We start from the raw sequence: 16,494 nt of genomic DNA, 5'->3' as shown, positions 1-16,494 counted from the left end.
TGCAACGCTGGATCGCCGCGGATAGAACCATGAGCCATGTCCTCCACCGCACGGGCCTCCACCGCACGGGCCTCCACCGCACGGTCCTCCACTGCACGGTCCTCCACCGCACGCCGGCCCGGCCGGCGCCTGGCCGCCGTCCTCGTCCTCGCCCTCGGCGCCACCGGCCTCCTCACCGCGCCGACCGTGCAGCCGGCCCACGCCGCCCCGCCCGGCCCGCAACCGGCCCTGGCGCAGTGGATCGACCGCGACACGGTGGTCTGGAAGGGCGCCGAACGAGCCGGTGCGCAGCTGGAGTTCGGGACCGGGCGAGCAGGGGCGTCCGACAAGCGCCTCCGGCTCACCCCCGGCAGCCTCACCCCCGCCGAACGCGCCGCCTTCCCCCACCTCACCGGCTATCCGGCCTTCACCGTCGACCCCCGCGACCGCGGCCTCGCCCGTACGGCGCTGCGCGGACGCCTGGTCGCCACCCAGCGCACCGCGGACGGCCGGCGCACCACAACCGGCGTGCAGATACCCGGCGTTCTCGACGACCTGTACGGCACGCAGGCCCAACGCGCCGCACTCGGGCCGGTCTTCCACCACGGCCGCCCCACCCTCTCCGTATGGGCACCCACCGCCCGTACCGTCGCCCTGGAACTCGACGGCCGTACGGTCCCGATGCGGCGCGACGACCGCAGCGGCGTCTGGCGCGTCCAGGGGTCGCGCGACTGGGCCGGAAAGCCCTACCGCTACCTCGTCACCGTCTGGGCGCCCACGGTCGGTCGGACCGTTACCAACAAGGTCACCGACCCCTACTCCACCGCCCTGACCGCCGACTCCGCCCGCAGTCTGGTCGTCGACCTCGACGACCCGCGGCTCGCCCCCGAGGGCTGGGCCGGCCTGCGCAAGCCCGCCGCGGTGCCGCTGCGCCGGGCCCGCATCCAGGAACTGCACGTCCGCGACTTCTCCGTCGAGGACCGCACCTCCCGCCACCCCGGCCAGTACCTCGCCTTCACCGACCGCAGCTCCGACGGCATGCGGCATCTGAAATCCCTTGCAGCCGCTGGAACTTCTTACGTCCACTTGCTGCCGGCCTTCGACGGCGCCACCGTTCCCGAAAAGCGAACCGACCAGGACCGCCCCCGCTGCGACCTCGCCTCCTACGCGCCGGACTCCGAGAGCCAGCAGGAGTGCGTGACCAGGTCCGCCGCCCGCGACGCGTACAACTGGGGCTACGACCCGCTGCACTACACCGTGCCCGAGGGCTCGTACGCCTCCGACCCCGAGGGCCCGGCCCGCACCGTCGAATTCCGCCGCATGGTGCAGGGCCTCAACGGCATCGGCCTGCGCACCGTCATGGACGTCGTCTACAACCACACCGCCGCCGCCGGCCAGGACCCGCACTCGGTCCTCGACCGGATCGTCCCCGGCTACTACCAGCGGCTGCTCGACGACGGTACGGTCGCCACCTCCACCTGCTGCTCGGGCACCGCGCCCGAACACACCATGATGGGCAAGCTCGTCGTGGACTCGGTGGTCACCTGGGCCAGGGAGTACAAGGTCGACGGCTTCCGCTTCGACCTCATGGGACACCACCCGAAGGCCAACATCCTGGCCGTCCGCAAGGCCCTCGACGCGCTCACCCCGGCCCGGGACGGCGTGGACGGCAAGAAGATCATCCTTTACGGCGAGGGGTGGAACTTCGGCGAGGCCGCGAACGACGCCCGCTTCGTCCAGGCCACCCAGCGGAACATGGCCGGCACCGGCATCGCCACCTTCAACGACCGGGCCCGGGACGCGGTGCGCGGCGGCGGCCCCTTCGACGCCGACCCCCGTGTCCAGGGCTTCGGCTCGGGCCTCTTCACGGCCCCCAACTCCTCACCCGCGAACGGCGATCCGGCCGCCCAGCGCTCCCGCCTCCTGCACTACCAGGACCTCCTCAAGGTCGGCCTCACCGGCAACCTCGCCGACTACACCTTCACCGACACCGCCGGCCACCGCGTCAAGGGCGCGCAGGTCGACTACAACGGCGCCCCGGCCGGGTACGCCGCCGCCCCCGGCGATGCCCTCGCCTACGCCGACGCGCACGACAACGAAACCCTCTACGACGCCCTCGCCTACAAGCTTCCGCAAGAAACCAGCCCCACCGACCGCGCCCGTCTGCAAGTTCTTGCACTCGCCACCGCGGCCCTTTCGCAGGGCCCTGCGCTCTCCCAGGCCGGTTCGGACCTGCTCCGCTCCAAGTCCCTGGACCGCAACTCCTTCAACAGTGGTGACTGGTTCAACGCCGTGCACTGGGACTGCGCCGACGGCAACGGCTTCGGCCGCGGACTGCCACCGGCCGCCGACAACAAGGACAAGTGGCCCTACGCCAAGCCCCTGCTGGCCGATCCGGCCCTCCGCCCCGACTGCGCGACCCTCCGCGGCGCCTCGGCCGCCTACCGCGACCTGCTCCGCATCCACGCCACGGAGCCGGCCTTCGGCCTGGCCACCGCCGCGGAAGTCCAGTCGCAGCTCTCCTTCCCCCTCTCCGGGGAGGACGAGACGCCGGGCGTGCTCACCATGCGCCTCGCCGACCTGGTGATCGTCTTCAACGCCACACCGCGGGAGCAGCACCAGACCGTCGCCGCCCTGGCCGGCCACCCCTACGCCCTGCACCCCGTCCAGGCCCACGGCACGGACCGCACCACCGCCACGGCCTCGTACGCCGAGGCCACCGGCACGTTCGCGGTGCCGCCCTACACGGTCGCGGTCTTCCACCGCCGCTGAGCCCGCACCGCTGACTCCGGGCCGACCGGCCAACCACCCACCGGCCAACCACCCAGCCGCTTCTCGAGGAGGGTGACGGCGTACGGACTTCCGCCGCCATCCTCCTTGAACGGCTGCTCCCCGACGACCGTGTACCCGGCACCCTCGTAATACGACCGCAGCCGCGGATTGGACGAGAGGCAGTCCAGCCGCGCCCAGGCGCGGCCGGCCTCCGCTATCCGCCGCTCCGCATGCGCCAGCATCGCCCGCCCGGTGCCGGCCGGCGCCCGCTCCCGGTCCACCATCAGCCGGTGCACATACCCCGCCTCCGGCGGCTGCGGCCCCCACGCGGGCTCGTCCTCCCACCACAGCTCGTAGGCCCCGGCTATGTGCCCGCCGGCCTCCGCGAGCCAGACCTCGCCCTCCTTCATCCGCAGCCGGAAGTGCTCGGCGCTCTTCCCGCCCGGCTTCCACTGCTCGATGCCGGACCGCTGCATCCACCGTGCGGCCGCGTCGTACAGGTCGACGAGGACGTGCGGATCGCCGTCGTCGGCGAGCCGGAACATGATCTTCTCTGTCATGCGCGGAATTGTGACGTAGCGACAAATTTTCCGTCCCAGCCGCCCTCGGGCGCCGGCGCTGCGAATAAGAGGGTGATACCTCGCCGAGGTGTCGCTTCGCACCTGGATGATGCGGGCCTCCGCCGTGGAGGGCCGTCGGAAAGGAACGAACGTGATCCCCACGCGTCCCAGCCGCCTCGCCGCACTCGCCGCGCTGCCGGCCGCCCTGGCCCTCACCGTCGGCGCCGCCTCCCCGGCAGCAGCAGCCGACGGGGCCTACCAGATCAACCTGGCACAGCTGAACAACTCCGGTTCCAAGGGCGTCGCGATGCTCAGCCTCAAGGGCAACCAGCTGACGGTGAAGATCGAGTCCGAGGGGCTCGTCCCCGGGCAGCCGCACGCCCAGCACCTCCACGGCTCCACCGACGGGCACGACTTCCACTGCCCCGACCCGAGCGCCGACACCAACGGCGACGGGGTCATCGACAACACCGAAGCCACCGTCCAGTACGGAAACATCAACATCTCGCTGACCACCCGGGGCTCCACCGACGCCAAGAGCGGCCTCGCCGTGGACCGGATGCCGACGGCCGACGCCCAGGGCAAGCTCTCCTACGAGCGCACGCTCACCGTCTCCCAGGACGTCGTCGACCACATCAAGGACCTGCACATCGTGCAGCACGGCATCGACCGCAACGGCAACAACAAGTACGACTTCGACGGCGCGGGCAAGAGCGAACTCGACCCCAAACTGCCGCAGGAGGCCACCGCCCCGACCAACTGCGGTGAGGTTCAGGGCGCCGCGGTCGGCTCCATCCCGGTCGGCGGGGTCGAGACCGGGACCGGGCCCGTGGACCCGCCCGCCGGCAGCAGCGTGCCCCTCGCGCTGCTGGGCGCCGGCGCGACCGCCGTGGCGGCGGCGACCGGCACCCTGGTCCTGCTGCGCCGCCGCCGGGCCCAACTCGCCCCGGTACGCCGCGAGAACGGCGGGGCCGCCGCATGACCGCCCCCACCAGGGCCGCCGTGACCACCGCACGCCGGAGCCGCCGGGCCGTCGGCGGTGTGCTCGCCGCCGCGGTGGCCGCCGTGCTCGTCGCCGGATGCGGAGGACCGGACGCCGCGCCGCCGCGCTCGCTCCCCGCCGAGCAACCGGGCCAGGGCGGTCACGCCGCCCACGACGAAGCGTCCGCCGCGACGGACGGACCGGGCGCCGCCACCGCGAGCATGCCGACGTCGGACCCCGTACGGCTCTCCATCCCCGCACTGAAGGTGTCCTCCACGCTGGAGACGCTGGGACAGCACCCGGACGGGACGATGGAGACCCCGCGCGATCCGGCCAAGGCGGGCTGGTACCGGCCCGGCCCGACGCCGGGGGCCCGCGGACCGGCCGTCATCGCCGGCCACGTCACCTGGAACGGCACCCCGTCGGTGTTCCAGAAGCTGTCGGCCATGAAGCGCGGGGACACCATCGAGGTCGCCCGGAAGGACGGCAGCACGGCGAAGTTCACCGTCGACCGCGTCGCCCAGTACCCGAAGAACAAGTTCCCCACCGTGGAGGTCTACCAGAACCTCGACCACGCGGGCCTCCGCCTGATCACCTGCGGCGGGGACTACGACCAGGGCAAGCACTACTACCCGGACAACGTGGTGGTGTTCGCGAGCCTCACCGGCAAGGCCTAGACGTCATCCGTGCGACCGTCCCCCGAGCCCCAGGGGGACGGCCGCACGGCGACCACCCCACGGGCACCCACCTAGGCCGGCTGCGGCAGCGCCATCAAGCGGCCCACCAGGTCCGCGAACATCCCGTCCGCCGGTTCGTCCGCCAGGATGCGGCGGACGATCCCGGCCATGCGGTCGTCGTACGCCGCGCTCACCGCCGCCAGCGCGGCGAAATCGTGGACGAGCTGGCGTTCCAGCTCGGCGCGGGGGACCCGGCGGCCGTCCAGCCAGAGAAGGGCGGTGGTCTCGGCCAGCGAGATCCACGAGCGCACCACCATCTCCAGCCGCGGCGGCGGGTCGGTGAGGGCGAGGTGCGCCAGGATCTGCTCGTACGCGGCCTGGCGGACGCCGTCGATCAGGGCGCTGGTACGGGTCGAGCCGATCGCCGGGCCGCCACGCATCAGCGCGGAGAAGCCGGGGCCGTGCTCGTCGACGAAGTCGAAGAAACGCTCCATCACGCGCAACAGGCGGGCGCCGAGCGGGCCTTCGTGCGGTTCCACGAAGCGGGTGGTCAGCTCGTCCGCGGCCCGCCGCAGCGCGGCTTCGTACAGCTGCTGCTTGCCCGGGAAGTAGTGGTAGACCAGCGGCCGCGAGATGCCGGCCGCCTCGGCGATCTCGTCGATCGACACGTCCTCGGGCGCGCGGTGGCTGAACAGGCCGAGGGCGACCGCGATCAGCTGATCGCGCCGCTCCTCGACGCCCATCCTGCGCCGCGCCCCGGTCGTCATGCGGCCCACCCTAACGACCCGGGGCGCGGCGCGGAATCACAGATCGAGCACCAGCCGTTCGCCGCCCCGCGCCCGCGAGACGCAGATCAGCAACGAGTCGTCGCGCTCGGCGTCCGTCAGCAGCTCGTCGCGGTGGTCCACCTCGCCGGCCAGCACCCGCTGCCGGCAGGTGCCGCAGAACCCCTGCTCACAGGAGTACGGCAGATCCGGCAGCGCCTGGTCGCGGAGCGCCCGCAGGACGCTGGTCCCCGCGGGCACCGGGACCGTACGGCCGGTGCGGTGCAGCTCCACCTCGAACGGCAGCTCCGCGCCGGCCGCCGCGGGAGCGGCCGGGGCGAAGCGTTCGGTGTGCAGGGTGAGGCCGTCCGGGCCGCCGGGCAACAGGGCGGCGACCGCGTCCATCAGGGGCTGCGGGCCGCAGCAGTGGACCGCCGCGTGCGGTGGCGCAGCGGCGAGCAGCGCGGCCAGGTCCGGCCGGCCGTCCTCGTCCTCGGCGACCACCGTGACCCGGCCCGGCCCGGCCTCCGCCAGCTTCTCGACCTCCGCCAGGAACGGCATCGACGCCCGGGACCGCCCGCCGTACAGCAGCCGCCACGGCACCCCCTCCCGTTCCGCCTGGCGGACCATCGGCAGGATCGGGGTGATGCCGATGCCGCCGGCGATGAAGACGTAGGCGTGCCCGTCCGACAGGGGGAAGCGGTTGCGGGGGCCGCGGACCTCCACCTCCGTGCCCTCGTGCAACTGCTCGTGGACCTCGCGCGAGCCGCCCCGGCCGTCCTCGACGAGCCGGACGGCGACGGTGTACGAACCCGGTATCGCGGGATCACCGCACAGCGAGTACTGGCGGACCGCGCCGGACGGCAGTACGAGGTCCACGTGCGCGCCCGGTTCCCAGGCGGGCAGATCGGTGCCCTCCAGGCGGAGCCGGAGCACGCCCTCGGCCTCCGTCGTCCGCTCCACGACCGTCAGCCGTCGCGCGCGTACGCCGGCCCGGCGGCGGCCGGAGACGGGCTCGTCCAGGGCCGGCAGCGGCCACAGCGGCGAGGCCCGCACGCGTCGGCGCAGCGCCCGCCGGGCGACCAGGGCCGCCGCACCCACCGCGACGACCGTGCCCATGCGCGGCATCTCAGGCACCTCCGGACGTACGGGCCGCGGCCGCGGTGGCGGCGGGGGAGTGGGCGAGATAGGCCACGGCCCGGGCGGTGTCGCCGTGCTGGGAGGGGTGGTAACTGCGGCTCAAATACTGCGGGATGGAGCGGACCATGGCGCCCGCGGTGGGCAGTACGCCTTCGCGCCCGGCGCGGAAGAACTCCCGGAACGTGGCCCGGCCGTCGGTCAGCGTCGGGTCGTTCTCCAGGAAGAAGCGGGTGCCGCGCTGCCACAGGAAGACCAGCGCGCCGAAGGCCGTGGCCCAGGTGCGGGCCCGGCGCCGGTAGCCGCCGTCGAGGTGGACGAACAGGTCGAAGGCGACCGAGCGGTGCTCGACCTCCTCGGCGCCGTGCCAGCGCAGCAGGTCGAGCATGGTCGGATCGGCGCCCCTGGCGTCCAGCGCCTCGGCGCCCAGCACCCAGTCGCCCAGGAACGCGGTGTAGTGCTCGATGGCGGCGATCAGGGCGACCCGCTCCAGCAGCCACCACCGACGGGCCCGGCCCGGCGGCAGCGTGCGGTCCCCGAGCAGCTTCTCGAAGAGCCAGTCGACCTGTGCGGTGTAAGGGGTCGGGTCCAGCCCCTGTTCCTTGAGGTGCGGCAGCACCTCGTCGTGCGCCTGGGAGTGCATCGCCTCCTGGCCGATGAACCCGAGGACGTCCGCGCGCAGTTGCGGATCGCGGACGTACGGCAGCGCCTGCTTGTAGACGTGCACGAACCAGCGCTCGCCGGCCGGCAGCAGCAGGTGCAGCACATTGATCGTATGGGTGCTGGCGGGGTCGCCGGGGATCCAGTGCAGCGGGGTGTCCGCCCAGTCGAAGGCGATGTTGCGGGCCTTCAGCGGGGTGTGCTCGGACGCGACCGGCCGGGGCCGCAACGAGGCCTTGTTAGACATGGCGTCAATGTACTGGCGGGTAAGGAGTTGTCGATACCCCTCGTACGACGAAAATCCAGCCCCTCTCCCGTCAGCCCACCGCGTCGACCTTCTTGCCGTTGGCCAGCCGGCCGGCCAGCTCCGCGTTGTCGCCCGCCTTCGCCGGCAACGCCAGGAACCGGCCCGGCGCCTCGCCGTGCACCGCACCGGACGCGGTGATCGACCTGACCTGGTCGCTGCCCGCCGCCAGCAGCCACCACTGGCCGGCCGGAGCCTTCCACAGCACCCCCGCCAGCGCCCGCGGCGCCCGCGGACCGCAGGCCGTACCGCCCTCCGCACGGGCGGTCACCGCACCGGGGGCGTACGGCTGCCCGTTCGGCGCCGGGGTCTGGACCTGGGCCAGCGTCCGGCTGCCCGCACCCCGCCAGGTCTCCGCCCGGGTGCACAACCAGGCCGCAACCCCCGCACCGCCCGGCAGCGGCTGCCGGGCGAACTCCCAGGCGTTGACGCTGCGCACGCCCTGCCCGCGCACCGCGGCGAGCTCGCAGGCCGTCCGCGCCCAGGCCGTCCTGGCCTCCGGGGCACTCACCTCACCCGGCCTGCGCGGCCTGCCGTACGTCAGCCGGGCCGGCGTCAGCTCGCCGAGGTCGGTCAGGAGGTGACCGCCGAGCCGCAGGGCCGGCCAGCCGGTGCACCTCTGGTCGGGGCGGGGCACCGGCACCGGACCGGTCAGCCCGTCCGGCCCGACGGGCACCGGCTCGGCAGCCGCGTCCGGCCTGGCCAGATCGACCAGCGCGGCCTTCCCCTTCACCCACGGGGCGGTCAGATAACGGACGTTGCCCTGGGTGCGGCCCACCACCACGGCGCTCGCCGTGCCGTCCGCGGCGCCGTCCGTACGGGCGAAGTCCAGCGCCGCGCCGGTGCCCTCGCCCTGACCCGCGCCGTCCGCCGCCTCCGCGTACCGGACGACCCGCAGACCGTCGTGGAAGAGCACCACCACCGCGTGGTCCACCACCCCCGCGAAGAGCAGCTGCGGCGGACCCGCCGCGGGGCCGGCCGGGGTACCGGGCGTGGCCGACACCTGCACCCCCGACCCGGGACGCGCCCACACGGCCAGCGCGCGGCGCAGCAGCGCCTTGTCGTGGACGTGGTCCCCGCGGGCCGGCCAGGCCGCGAAGTCCTGACGGGCCGCGTTCTTCCAGGCCACGGCCGAGGTGACCGTCAACCTGCCCGGATCCAGGGCCGCTTCGGACGCGGCGTTGCGTGCGTACGGCGGGGCGGCCGCACCGTCCGGCCCCCAGCCGTCGCCCGGCAGCCCCAGCAGCGCCCCGCACACCAGGACCGCGGCCCCCGCCGCCAGCACCGCCCGGCCGTTCTGGCGCCGCCGGATCAGATCCGTCGGCCGGGCCTGCAGCGCGCACGGGTCGAACTCCGGCGACTCCAGCAGCGACCGGTCCCGGCTGCCGGCCGGGGTCGCGACCCGCTCCGCCTCGTCCCAGGCCTCCCGCGGCTCGGCCACCCCCGCCGCCTCCAGCACCCGGCGCGCCTCGGGCAGGCTCAGCCGCTCCAGATCACGCAGCACGAACGCGGCCCGGCCGGGCCCGGACAGCGCCGAAAGGGCCTGGTCCAGGGCGAGTTCATCGGCACCGCCGGAACGGGGGAACAGCCGCAGCCCCCACACCTGGGGAAGGAGCGGCGGCGGGGCCGGCAGCCGGCGGCGCGACCGGGCGGCGGCCAGCGCCGCGCGCAGCACCCGCATCCGGACGAAGGCGTAGCCGGGGTCGATCGCCGCTTCCGCACCGGCGCGCTGGCCCGGCAGCCCCAGGGCCCGGGTGGAACTGCGCTGACGCGGCAGGGCCCGCTGCACCACGCCGTGCGCGGCCAGCACCCGGCGGCCGCGGCTGCGGCCGGGCGGCAGGACGAGATAGGCCAGCCGGACCAGCCGGGGATAGTGCTCGACCAGCGCCGCCTCGGCCTGCTCGACATCGATGACCTCGTCGAGGTCCGCGGAGCTGCCGGAGGGGGTGCGGTCCGCACGCACGGGGGAGGGCTGCTGCTGCTTCACGTTCCGTGAAACGAGTGAATCCTGTGATGGTCACCGCTACGGGCACCTGCCCCTACGGGTGACCGGACCCGGGGGCGGCCACCGGCCGGCCCCCGGGGACGGGCCGCGCTCAGCGCTCCAGGTCGAACTCGCCGTCCTTCGCGCCCAGCACGAACGCCCGCCACTCCGCTTCGGTGTAGCGCAGCACCACATCGGGCTCGGTGGAGTTCCGCATGGCCACCGCACCGCGCTCCAGGAAGGCGATCTCCACCGCTTCCTCGGCGTCGCCGGGCGGGCGCTGCCAGACGGCGTCGGAGATGTCGAGGGCGTAGAGCCACTCCTTCTCTGCTGCGGCACTCATACCGAAAATCCCCTCGCTCGTGGTGCAGTTGCGGGTCAGCGTACGCGCTGGCCGGGCGTGCTTCCAGTGACGGTCCAGTGACGGAACGCGGCCGTCCCGCGGTCCCCGGAACCGGAGTTGGCGGCGGACTGATGCAGCCCGGCGTCCTGCCGGCCGGCCGCTCCGGGCACCGTCACGGCGGCGATCTCCCGCCAGGTCGCGCCCCCGTCGGTCGAGCAGGCACCGGAGTACGTACCCGAGCGCCCGCTGTCCGGCCCGCGGGTCAGCCGCAGCAGGACGGGCGCGGTGACGCCGGAGAGCCGGCGGTAGGTGTCCAGCCGGCCGTCGCCGTCGGCGTCGTAGGACAGCACGACACCGTTGGCCGGGGTGACGGAGAGGTTGAGGAAGCCCAGGGCGGCGTCCGGTGCATCCGGGCCGGGCGGGGTGAGACGGTTGCGGACGATCAGACCGGCCCGGGCCCAGGGGCCGGTCGGGTCCTGGGCCGTGACCTCCACCGTCACCGCACCGCCCGCCGCCAGGGCGCCCGGCCGGAACAGCGCGCCGAACTCCGCGGTGGACCGCCACAGATCCGCGCCGGAACCGTTGATCGCGAAGCGGTCGCCGAGCTGCCCGAAGACGGCCGCGTTCGTGGTGACCGTCCGCAGGTCCGCGTCCAGGGGCCCGGCGACGAAGAGCGTGCCCTCCCGGGCGGCCCGGACCCGGGGCTCGCCCTCGGGGCCGTAGTCGGCGGTGAGGCGGTAGGGGAGGGGCTGCAACGGCTCCTTCGCCGGGCCGGCCGGGGCGGCGATCCGCCAGCGGGCCCGGCCCGTGCCGCCCGGCGGCAGGGACGACACGGTGAGGGGGCCGTCGGCGGTGGCCGGCAGCCCGGACAGCGCGAAGTCGACGCGACCGGTGGCCCGCAGACCGTTCTCGTTGCGCAGCGCCGCGGTCAGGGCGGCGCGGCCGCCCGGCGGCAGCGCGGCCGGATCGGCGGCCACCGTGAGCGTGCCCTGGTACGGAGCCGCGGCGAGGACGTCGTGGACCCGCCGGGCGGTGCGGTACGGATCGGCGGTGGGCCGCAGCGGATGGCCCGTCCGCGCCCGGGTCCAGGGCTCCTCCAGGGCGTACCAGTCGAAGGTCTTCGGCGGGCGGCCCGCGGCCAGCGCGTCCGCGAGCTCGTCCAGATACGCCTGCCACTGCGGGAGGTGCACCTCGGAGATCAGGCCGTGCCAGTCGCGGTTGGCGTAGTTGGCGAGCGCCCCGCCGTCCGCGGTGGCCCGGTCCGCCCAGGTGGTGAGCAACGCCCGCGCCGAATGCTCCAGTTGAGCCGCCTCCTCGGGGCCGGACGCCCTCGCCTTCGCATCCGCGAGCCAGGGCCCCAGCAGGAAGTGCCGGTGCGCGCCGGCGACCTCGTCGCTCAGCCGCATCAGCCGCAGCCACAGCCCGGACAGCGCCCGGAACGCCGCCCGGTCCTTGCGCCGGTAGGCCTCCTGAAGCTGCCCGATCAACTGCCAGGATCGATTGGCCAGCGCCTGCCGGGCGGCGTCGGTCAGATCGTGACGGTAGGCGTCACTGCCGCGCAGCGCCGGCCGGACCGCGAGCAGCGCCGCGAACGCGGTGTCGAAGGCGGCCGGATCGAAGGCCGGGGTGTGGGTGGCGTAGGTGGTCCCGGAACGGGCGGCCAGGCTCGGCCGGGCGGCGAAGACGGAGTCATGCGGCCGGCCGTCCTTGCTGGCGATCTCGTACGCGCTGGTGCGCAGCGCGGCGAACGCGGCCCGGGCGTGCGGATCACGCGCGCCGAAACGGAACGCGGCATAGCCGTCGAACCACGCCGCACGGTCCACCGGCCGCTCACGCCACGCCAGTTCACTGAACAGCTCGAAGGCGGCCGGGTCCCGCTCGGCGGCCTCCGGCATGTAGGCGGTCCCGACCAGCCGGCTGCCCGGCTTGTCCCGCCAGGCCGGGAAGCGCTCCGCCCAGATGTGGGTCTTCGCACCGATCGTGGTGCGCCCGCCGAAGTTGGGGATCGACCCGAAGGCGTACGGCACCCCGCCCCAGTCCCGCTCCCGGTCGGTGACCGTGTCCAGGTCACCGAGCCCGTCCACGATCAGCATCCGGTCGTGGTCGACGGCGTCCAGCAGGTCCCGGCGCGGATTGTCCTGCCAGCCGAGGATCACCCAGGTGGCGTCCGGGTGCGCGGTACGCAGCGCCCGCTCGACGGCGCGCGCCGCCTCCGCCACCGGTACGTCACCGGGATCGCCGCCCTCGTGCAGCAGATCCATCTTGAAGTACGCGGCGGGGCCCAGCAGTTGTTCCTGATGACGATAGAAAGCGGCCGCCACCTCGGCGAAGACCCCGGTGCGCGGGTCCAGCCAGTCGGGACGCTTCAGCCCCGACCAGGTGCCCTGCGGAACGGTCCGCGCGCCGGGGTTCCGGGCAGCGAAACCGTCCGGAACGGTACCGAAATACCCGGGCAGCACCGGCCGCATCCCCAACTCCCGCAGCCGCCCCGCGATCCTCCGCCCCAACTCGCCACGCTGCGCGAGCAGTTCGTGGCTCATCGGCCCTCCGTACCCGCTCATGTTCTGCAGCAGCCACCACGGCTGGTGCGAGGGCGCCGGAAGCCAGCGGCGGGCCTCGGCGTCGGAGTACCCGAACCCGGTCAGCAGCCGGTGGTAGACGGCCTCGGTACCCGGCGTGACCAGCACCTCGTTCACACCGTGCAACGCCAGTACGTCGATCAGCCGCTCCCACCGCGCCCAGTCGGCGTACGGGGCGGTGTACCCGTCGTGGGTGTCGTTCAGCGCGAACCGGTGCGGAACGGTGCTGCCCCGCTCCATCGGGGCGCGGGGCGCGGGCAACCTGGCGGGCAGCTCGACCTGATCACCGGCCCAGGACAGATGAGCCCGGCAGGTGTATTTGAGGTACCAGTGGACGCCGGTGAGGAGCGTGGCGGGGGAGGTCCCCGCAACGGTGATCCGGCCGGCCGTTCCGTCGACCCGGAACCGGTCGGCGTGCCCCGCGGCCGCCAGCGCGACCAGCTGGAACTGATCGGCATGCGCCGGCAGCAACCGCTCCAGCGCGGCCCGCGCCGCAGCGGTATCGAAGGGCACGGCCCCTCGCCCACGGTCCGCGGCCCCACCCGGCGCGGCCCCACCGAGCGCCGCCCCCGCACCGATCGCTCCGGCTGTCCCTAACAACGCACGTCGTGACGGTTGACCCATGGGGCAGTATCCCCACGTTCCGCTGCGCTTTGCGGCCTTCCCACGATTTCGGCTTTCCCGCCGTGGGGGTTTCTCGCCGTTCCGCTGCGCTTTGCGGCGCCGCCCACGTACCTGGCTGTCCCGCCGCGGACAGGTACGTGCGGGGCGCCGCAAAGCGCAACGGCGACCAAGCCCCGCGGCGCCGCGGACAGGTACGTGCGGGGCGCCGCAAAGCGCAACGGCGAGCAACCCCGACGGCGGGAGAGACGGGTACGTGCGGGGGCTCCGCAAAGCGCCCCGCGGCGGGAGAGACGGGTACGTGGGAAGCAGGCCACAACGCAGTGTTCTGCCGAGGCTCACCCGTTCGCCCCCTGTCCTTCACGCGCTCGGGCGGCCGGTGCGGGAACAGTCTGGCGCGTAGAGAAGGGCCAGGTCAGCCCCGTCCGTCGACTCGTCGGCCTTCCACTCCCCATGGAGCTCCCATGCGCATGGCACCGACCGCGTCCGCCCCCACCGCCGCCGTACCCGCGGCTGCCGCTCCCACCGACACCGGCTACACCGCGCAGATAGCCGACACCCCCGAGCAGATCCGCGCGGCCCAGCGGCTGCGTCACCTGGTCTTCGCCGAGGAGATGGGCGCGACCCTGCACACCCCGCTGGCCGGCCATGACATCGACGACGTCGACGAGGTGGCCGACCACCTCGTCGTGACCCACACCGCCAGCGGCGCGATCGTCGGTACGTACCGGCTGCTGCCGCCCGGCCGCAGTCCGCGGCTCTACTCCGACGGTGAGTTCGACCTCGGCGCGCTCGCCGCGCTGCGGCCCTCGCTCATCGAGGCCGGCCGCTCCTGCGTGCACCCCGATCACCGCGACGGCGCAGTGATGACCCAGATGTGGGCCGCGCTCGCCCGTTACACGCTGCTCTCCGGCCACCGCTATCTGGCCGGCTGCGCCTCCGTCCCGCTCGCCGACGGTGGTACGGCCGCCGCCCACGCCCGGGAACTGGGCCGTACCCGCTACGCCGCCCCGCCCGAGCTGCGGGTCACCCCGCACCGGCCGTGGCACCCCACCGTCCCCGTGCCGGGGCGACCGAGCCTTGCCCAGCTGCCGCCGCTGCTGCGCGGCTACCTCCGGATCGGCGCGTTCATCTGCGGTGCGCCCGCGCATGACCCCGAGTTCGACGTCGCGGACTTCTTCGTGGTGCTGGACATGGAACGGCTCGGCGACCGCTACCGGCGCTACTTCCTGGGGGAGCGGTGAACGGCCCCTGGGACGTCCGTTCCGACTGCACCCCGGACTGCGCCCGGCACGCGCTGCCGCGGGTCCCGGCCGCCGAGGCCGTGCGGCGTTCCGCCGTTTTCACCCACCGGGTGCGCCGGGCGCTGACGGACGGCGGGCGGATGGCGGGTCCGGTGCGGCTGCGTGCCCACGCCGCCGCTCTGCTCGACGCGCTGGACATCCGCCTGGAGGACCCGGCGCCGGTGGCCGGGCCGCCGGGCACCGGGGCCGGGCCGCTCACCGCGCCGGGCGGTGGCCCCGGGACCCTCCTCGTCGTCAACCACATCTCCTGGCTCGACATCCCCGCCCTGCTCGCCGTCGAACCGGTCACCCTCCTCGCCAAACGCGAGGTCGGCGGCTGGCCGGTCGTCGGCGGTCTGGCCCGGCGCGCCGGTACGTTCTTCATCGATCGCACGAATCCTCGTCAACTGACGTCGACAGTAGGGGAGTTGAGTCGACTGCTGGCCTCCGGGCGGTCGGTGGCGGTGTTTCCGCAGGCGACCACCTGGTGCACGGCCGGCCGGGGGGTGTTCCGCCGGGCCACCTTTCAGGCCGCCCTCGACGCCGGTGCGCCGGTCCGGCCGGTCACCCTGGAGTACGCCCAGCAGGGCCGGCCCAGCACGGTGGCCGCGTTCTGCGGTGAGGAGACCTTCCTCGGCTCGCTGCGCCGGGTGCTCGCCGCCCGGGCGCTGACCGTACGGGTCACTGCCCATCCGGTGCTGACGACCGCGGACGGCGCGCACGGCGCGGACCGGCGGGAGCTGGCGGCGCGGGCCGAACGCGCGGCGCTGTACGGGCGGCCGGTGGCGGCCGTACCGGTACCGGTACCGGTACCGGTACCGGGCGCGGCGCGGCCCGCACGGGTCCATGTGTGACCAGCTCGACCACCTCGATGCGCTGGCCCGCACGCTGCAGGGCCTGCTCGGTTCGCCCTGGCTCTGGCTGGTCGTACTGCTGGTGTCCGGGCTCGACGCGCTGTTGCCGTTCATGCCGAGCGAGACCACCGTCGTGCTGGTCGCGGTGCTCATCGGCCCCGACCTGCCGCTGCTCGCGCTGCTGGCGGGCGTCGCGGCGGCCGGGGCGCTGGCCGGTGACTGCCTCGGCTACGCCGTCGGACGGTACGCGGGCCCGCGGGCCGTCGCCCGGCTGCTGCGCGGCGAACGCGGCCGGGCCCGGCACGCCAGGGCCCGGGCGCGGGTGGAACGGCATGCCGCGCTGCTGGTCATCGCCGGCCGCTTCCTGCCCGGTGGCCGGGTCGTCGCCGCGCTCTCCACCGGGAGCGTGCGTTACCCGCTGCGCCGTTTCGTCCTGCTGGACGCGGTGGGCGCGGGCCTCTGGGCGCTGTGCAGCGCGGCGCTCGGCGGCCTGGGCGGTACGGCGCTGGCCGGGTCGCCGGCCCGCGGGATGCTGCTGGCCTCGGCGGCCGGGCTGCTGGTGGCGGGGTGTGTGGGCTGGGTGCACCGGCGCGGGGTGCGGCAGGCCCTCCCGCTCCGGAGGGAGCGGAAGGGCGTCTGAACGGAAGGGGACCGCCGGGTCCCGGTGCCTGGGCCCTGCGGCCCGGACGGGCGCCGGACTCGTACGGTCCGGACGGGCGCCGGAGCCCTACGGTCCGGACCGGTGCCGGACTCGTACGGTCCGGACGGGCGAGTCCCGGACTCGCACGGTCCGACGGGCCCCGGACTCGCACGGTCCGACGGGCCCCGGACTCGTACGGTCCGACCGGTCCCGGACTCGTACGGTCCGACGGGCCCCGGACTCGCACCGTCCGACGGGCCCCGGACTCGCACGGTCCGACGGGCCCCGGACTCGCACGGTCCGACGGGCCCCGGACTCGTACGGTCCGACCGGTCCCGGACTCGTACGGTCCGAC

At 74.4% G+C, this 16,494-nt stretch carries 13 protein-coding genes; 6 read left to right on the top strand and 7 right to left on the bottom strand.

Going from position 1 to position 16,494, the window contains the following annotated elements; translation table 11 throughout:
- Window positions 1-36: 36 nt before the first annotated feature.
- Window positions 37-2,751 (top strand): pullulanase-type alpha-1,6-glucosidase, encoded by a 2,715-nt coding sequence (pulA, locus tag AB0E02_RS34875; RefSeq protein ID WP_362147313.1) that lies wholly within the window; start codon window positions 37-39, stop codon window positions 2,749-2,751.
- Here pulA and AB0E02_RS34870 read toward each other — a convergent pair.
- Entirely contained in the window at window positions 2,721-3,311 is a 591-nt protein-coding gene (locus tag AB0E02_RS34870) for a GNAT family N-acetyltransferase (RefSeq protein ID WP_362147310.1), read from the bottom strand. The two genes, pulA and AB0E02_RS34870, sit on opposite strands and share 31 nt — an antisense overlap.
- Window positions 3,312-3,462: 151 nt before the next feature.
- On the opposite strand from AB0E02_RS34870, the gene AB0E02_RS34865 reads away from it, so the two are divergent.
- Both AB0E02_RS34865 and AB0E02_RS34860 read left to right on the top strand, forming a co-directional pair.
- On the top strand, window positions 3,463-4,293 hold the full coding sequence (locus AB0E02_RS34865; protein WP_362147307.1) for a hypothetical protein: 831 nt from the start codon (window positions 3,463-3,465) through the stop codon (window positions 4,291-4,293).
- Complete coding sequence (locus AB0E02_RS34860; RefSeq protein WP_362147304.1) at window positions 4,290-4,970, top strand: class F sortase; 681 nt, start codon at window positions 4,290-4,292, stop codon at window positions 4,968-4,970. Before AB0E02_RS34865 ends, AB0E02_RS34860 begins: the two co-directional genes overlap by 4 nt.
- A gap of 71 nt (window positions 4,971-5,041) precedes the next feature.
- Here the strand turns inward: AB0E02_RS34860 and AB0E02_RS34855 are convergent, their stop codons facing one another.
- The 6 genes from AB0E02_RS34855 to AB0E02_RS34830 form a co-directional block, all read right to left on the bottom strand.
- Window positions 5,042-5,737: a TetR/AcrR family transcriptional regulator gene (locus AB0E02_RS34855; protein ID WP_201801898.1), complete on the bottom strand. Its 696-nt coding sequence runs from the start codon at window positions 5,735-5,737 to the stop codon at window positions 5,042-5,044.
- A 36-nt stretch (window positions 5,738-5,773) separates the two neighbouring features.
- The gene (locus AB0E02_RS34850; RefSeq protein WP_362147300.1) at window positions 5,774-6,862 is read right to left on the bottom strand and encodes a PDR/VanB family oxidoreductase; all 1,089 of its coding nucleotides are present in this window, start codon (window positions 6,860-6,862) and stop codon (window positions 5,774-5,776) included.
- Between the two features lies 1 nt (window position 6,863).
- Complete coding sequence (locus tag AB0E02_RS34845; protein ID WP_362147297.1) at window positions 6,864-7,778, bottom strand: metal-dependent hydrolase; 915 nt, start codon at window positions 7,776-7,778, stop codon at window positions 6,864-6,866.
- A 70-nt stretch (window positions 7,779-7,848) separates the two neighbouring features.
- Complete coding sequence (locus AB0E02_RS34840; protein ID WP_362147346.1) at window positions 7,849-9,798, bottom strand: hypothetical protein; 1,950 nt, start codon at window positions 9,796-9,798, stop codon at window positions 7,849-7,851.
- Between the two features lie 133 nt (window positions 9,799-9,931).
- Window positions 9,932-10,162 (bottom strand): DUF397 domain-containing protein, encoded by a 231-nt coding sequence (locus AB0E02_RS34835; protein ID WP_030414810.1) that lies wholly within the window; start codon window positions 10,160-10,162, stop codon window positions 9,932-9,934.
- 35 nt (window positions 10,163-10,197) lie between these two features.
- On the bottom strand, window positions 10,198-13,365 hold the full coding sequence (locus tag AB0E02_RS34830; protein ID WP_362147293.1) for an alpha-N-acetylglucosaminidase: 3,168 nt from the start codon (window positions 13,363-13,365) through the stop codon (window positions 10,198-10,200).
- A 461-nt stretch (window positions 13,366-13,826) separates the two neighbouring features.
- Between AB0E02_RS34830 and AB0E02_RS34825 the strand changes: the two genes are divergently transcribed.
- From AB0E02_RS34825 to AB0E02_RS34815, 3 genes are read left to right on the top strand one after another with little or no spacing between them, the layout of a single operon-like run.
- Window positions 13,827-14,606, top strand: coding sequence for a GNAT family N-acyltransferase (locus AB0E02_RS34825; protein WP_362147290.1), 780 nt, complete (start codon window positions 13,827-13,829; stop codon window positions 14,604-14,606).
- Window positions 14,603-15,499 (top strand): lysophospholipid acyltransferase family protein, encoded by an 897-nt coding sequence (locus tag AB0E02_RS34820; RefSeq protein WP_362147287.1) that lies wholly within the window; start codon window positions 14,603-14,605, stop codon window positions 15,497-15,499. The genes AB0E02_RS34825 and AB0E02_RS34820 overlap by 4 nt, the downstream gene beginning before the upstream one ends.
- Window positions 15,492-16,139 carry a VTT domain-containing protein gene (locus AB0E02_RS34815; protein WP_362147284.1) on the top strand — a complete coding sequence of 216 codons (648 nt, stop codon included), beginning with the start codon at window positions 15,492-15,494 and terminating at the stop codon, window positions 16,137-16,139. Before AB0E02_RS34820 ends, AB0E02_RS34815 begins: the two co-directional genes overlap by 8 nt.
- The last annotated feature ends 355 nt before the right edge of the window (window positions 16,140-16,494 follow it).

This window comes from Streptomyces sp. NPDC048196 (assembly GCF_040652715.1).
Taxonomy (GTDB): Bacteria; Actinomycetota; Actinomycetes; order Streptomycetales; family Streptomycetaceae; genus Streptomyces; species Streptomyces siderophoricus.
This window is presented reverse-complemented; position numbering and strand designations above follow the sequence as displayed.

Coding starts and splice junctions, on each gene's coding strand:
- AB0E02_RS34835 (WP_030414810.1), bottom strand. CDS start 10,162: ATGAGTGCCGCAGCAGAGAAGGAGTGGCTCTACGCCCTCGACATCTCC.
- AB0E02_RS34830 (WP_362147293.1), bottom strand. CDS start 13,365: ATGGGTCAACCGTCACGACGTGCGTTGTTAGGGACAGCCGGAGCGATC.
- AB0E02_RS34845 (WP_362147297.1), bottom strand. CDS start 7,778: ATGTCTAACAAGGCCTCGTTGCGGCCCCGGCCGGTCGCGTCCGAGCAC.
- AB0E02_RS34850 (WP_362147300.1), bottom strand. CDS start 6,862: ATGCCGCGCATGGGCACGGTCGTCGCGGTGGGTGCGGCGGCCCTGGTC.
- AB0E02_RS34815 (WP_362147284.1), top strand. CDS start 15,492: ATGTGTGACCAGCTCGACCACCTCGATGCGCTGGCCCGCACGCTGCAG.
- pulA (WP_362147313.1), top strand. CDS start 37: ATGTCCTCCACCGCACGGGCCTCCACCGCACGGGCCTCCACCGCACGG.
- AB0E02_RS34860 (WP_362147304.1), top strand. CDS start 4,290: ATGACCGCCCCCACCAGGGCCGCCGTGACCACCGCACGCCGGAGCCGC.
- AB0E02_RS34855 (WP_201801898.1), bottom strand. CDS start 5,737: ATGACGACCGGGGCGCGGCGCAGGATGGGCGTCGAGGAGCGGCGCGAT.
- AB0E02_RS34870 (WP_362147310.1), bottom strand. CDS start 3,311: ATGACAGAGAAGATCATGTTCCGGCTCGCCGACGACGGCGATCCGCAC.
- AB0E02_RS34825 (WP_362147290.1), top strand. CDS start 13,827: ATGCGCATGGCACCGACCGCGTCCGCCCCCACCGCCGCCGTACCCGCG.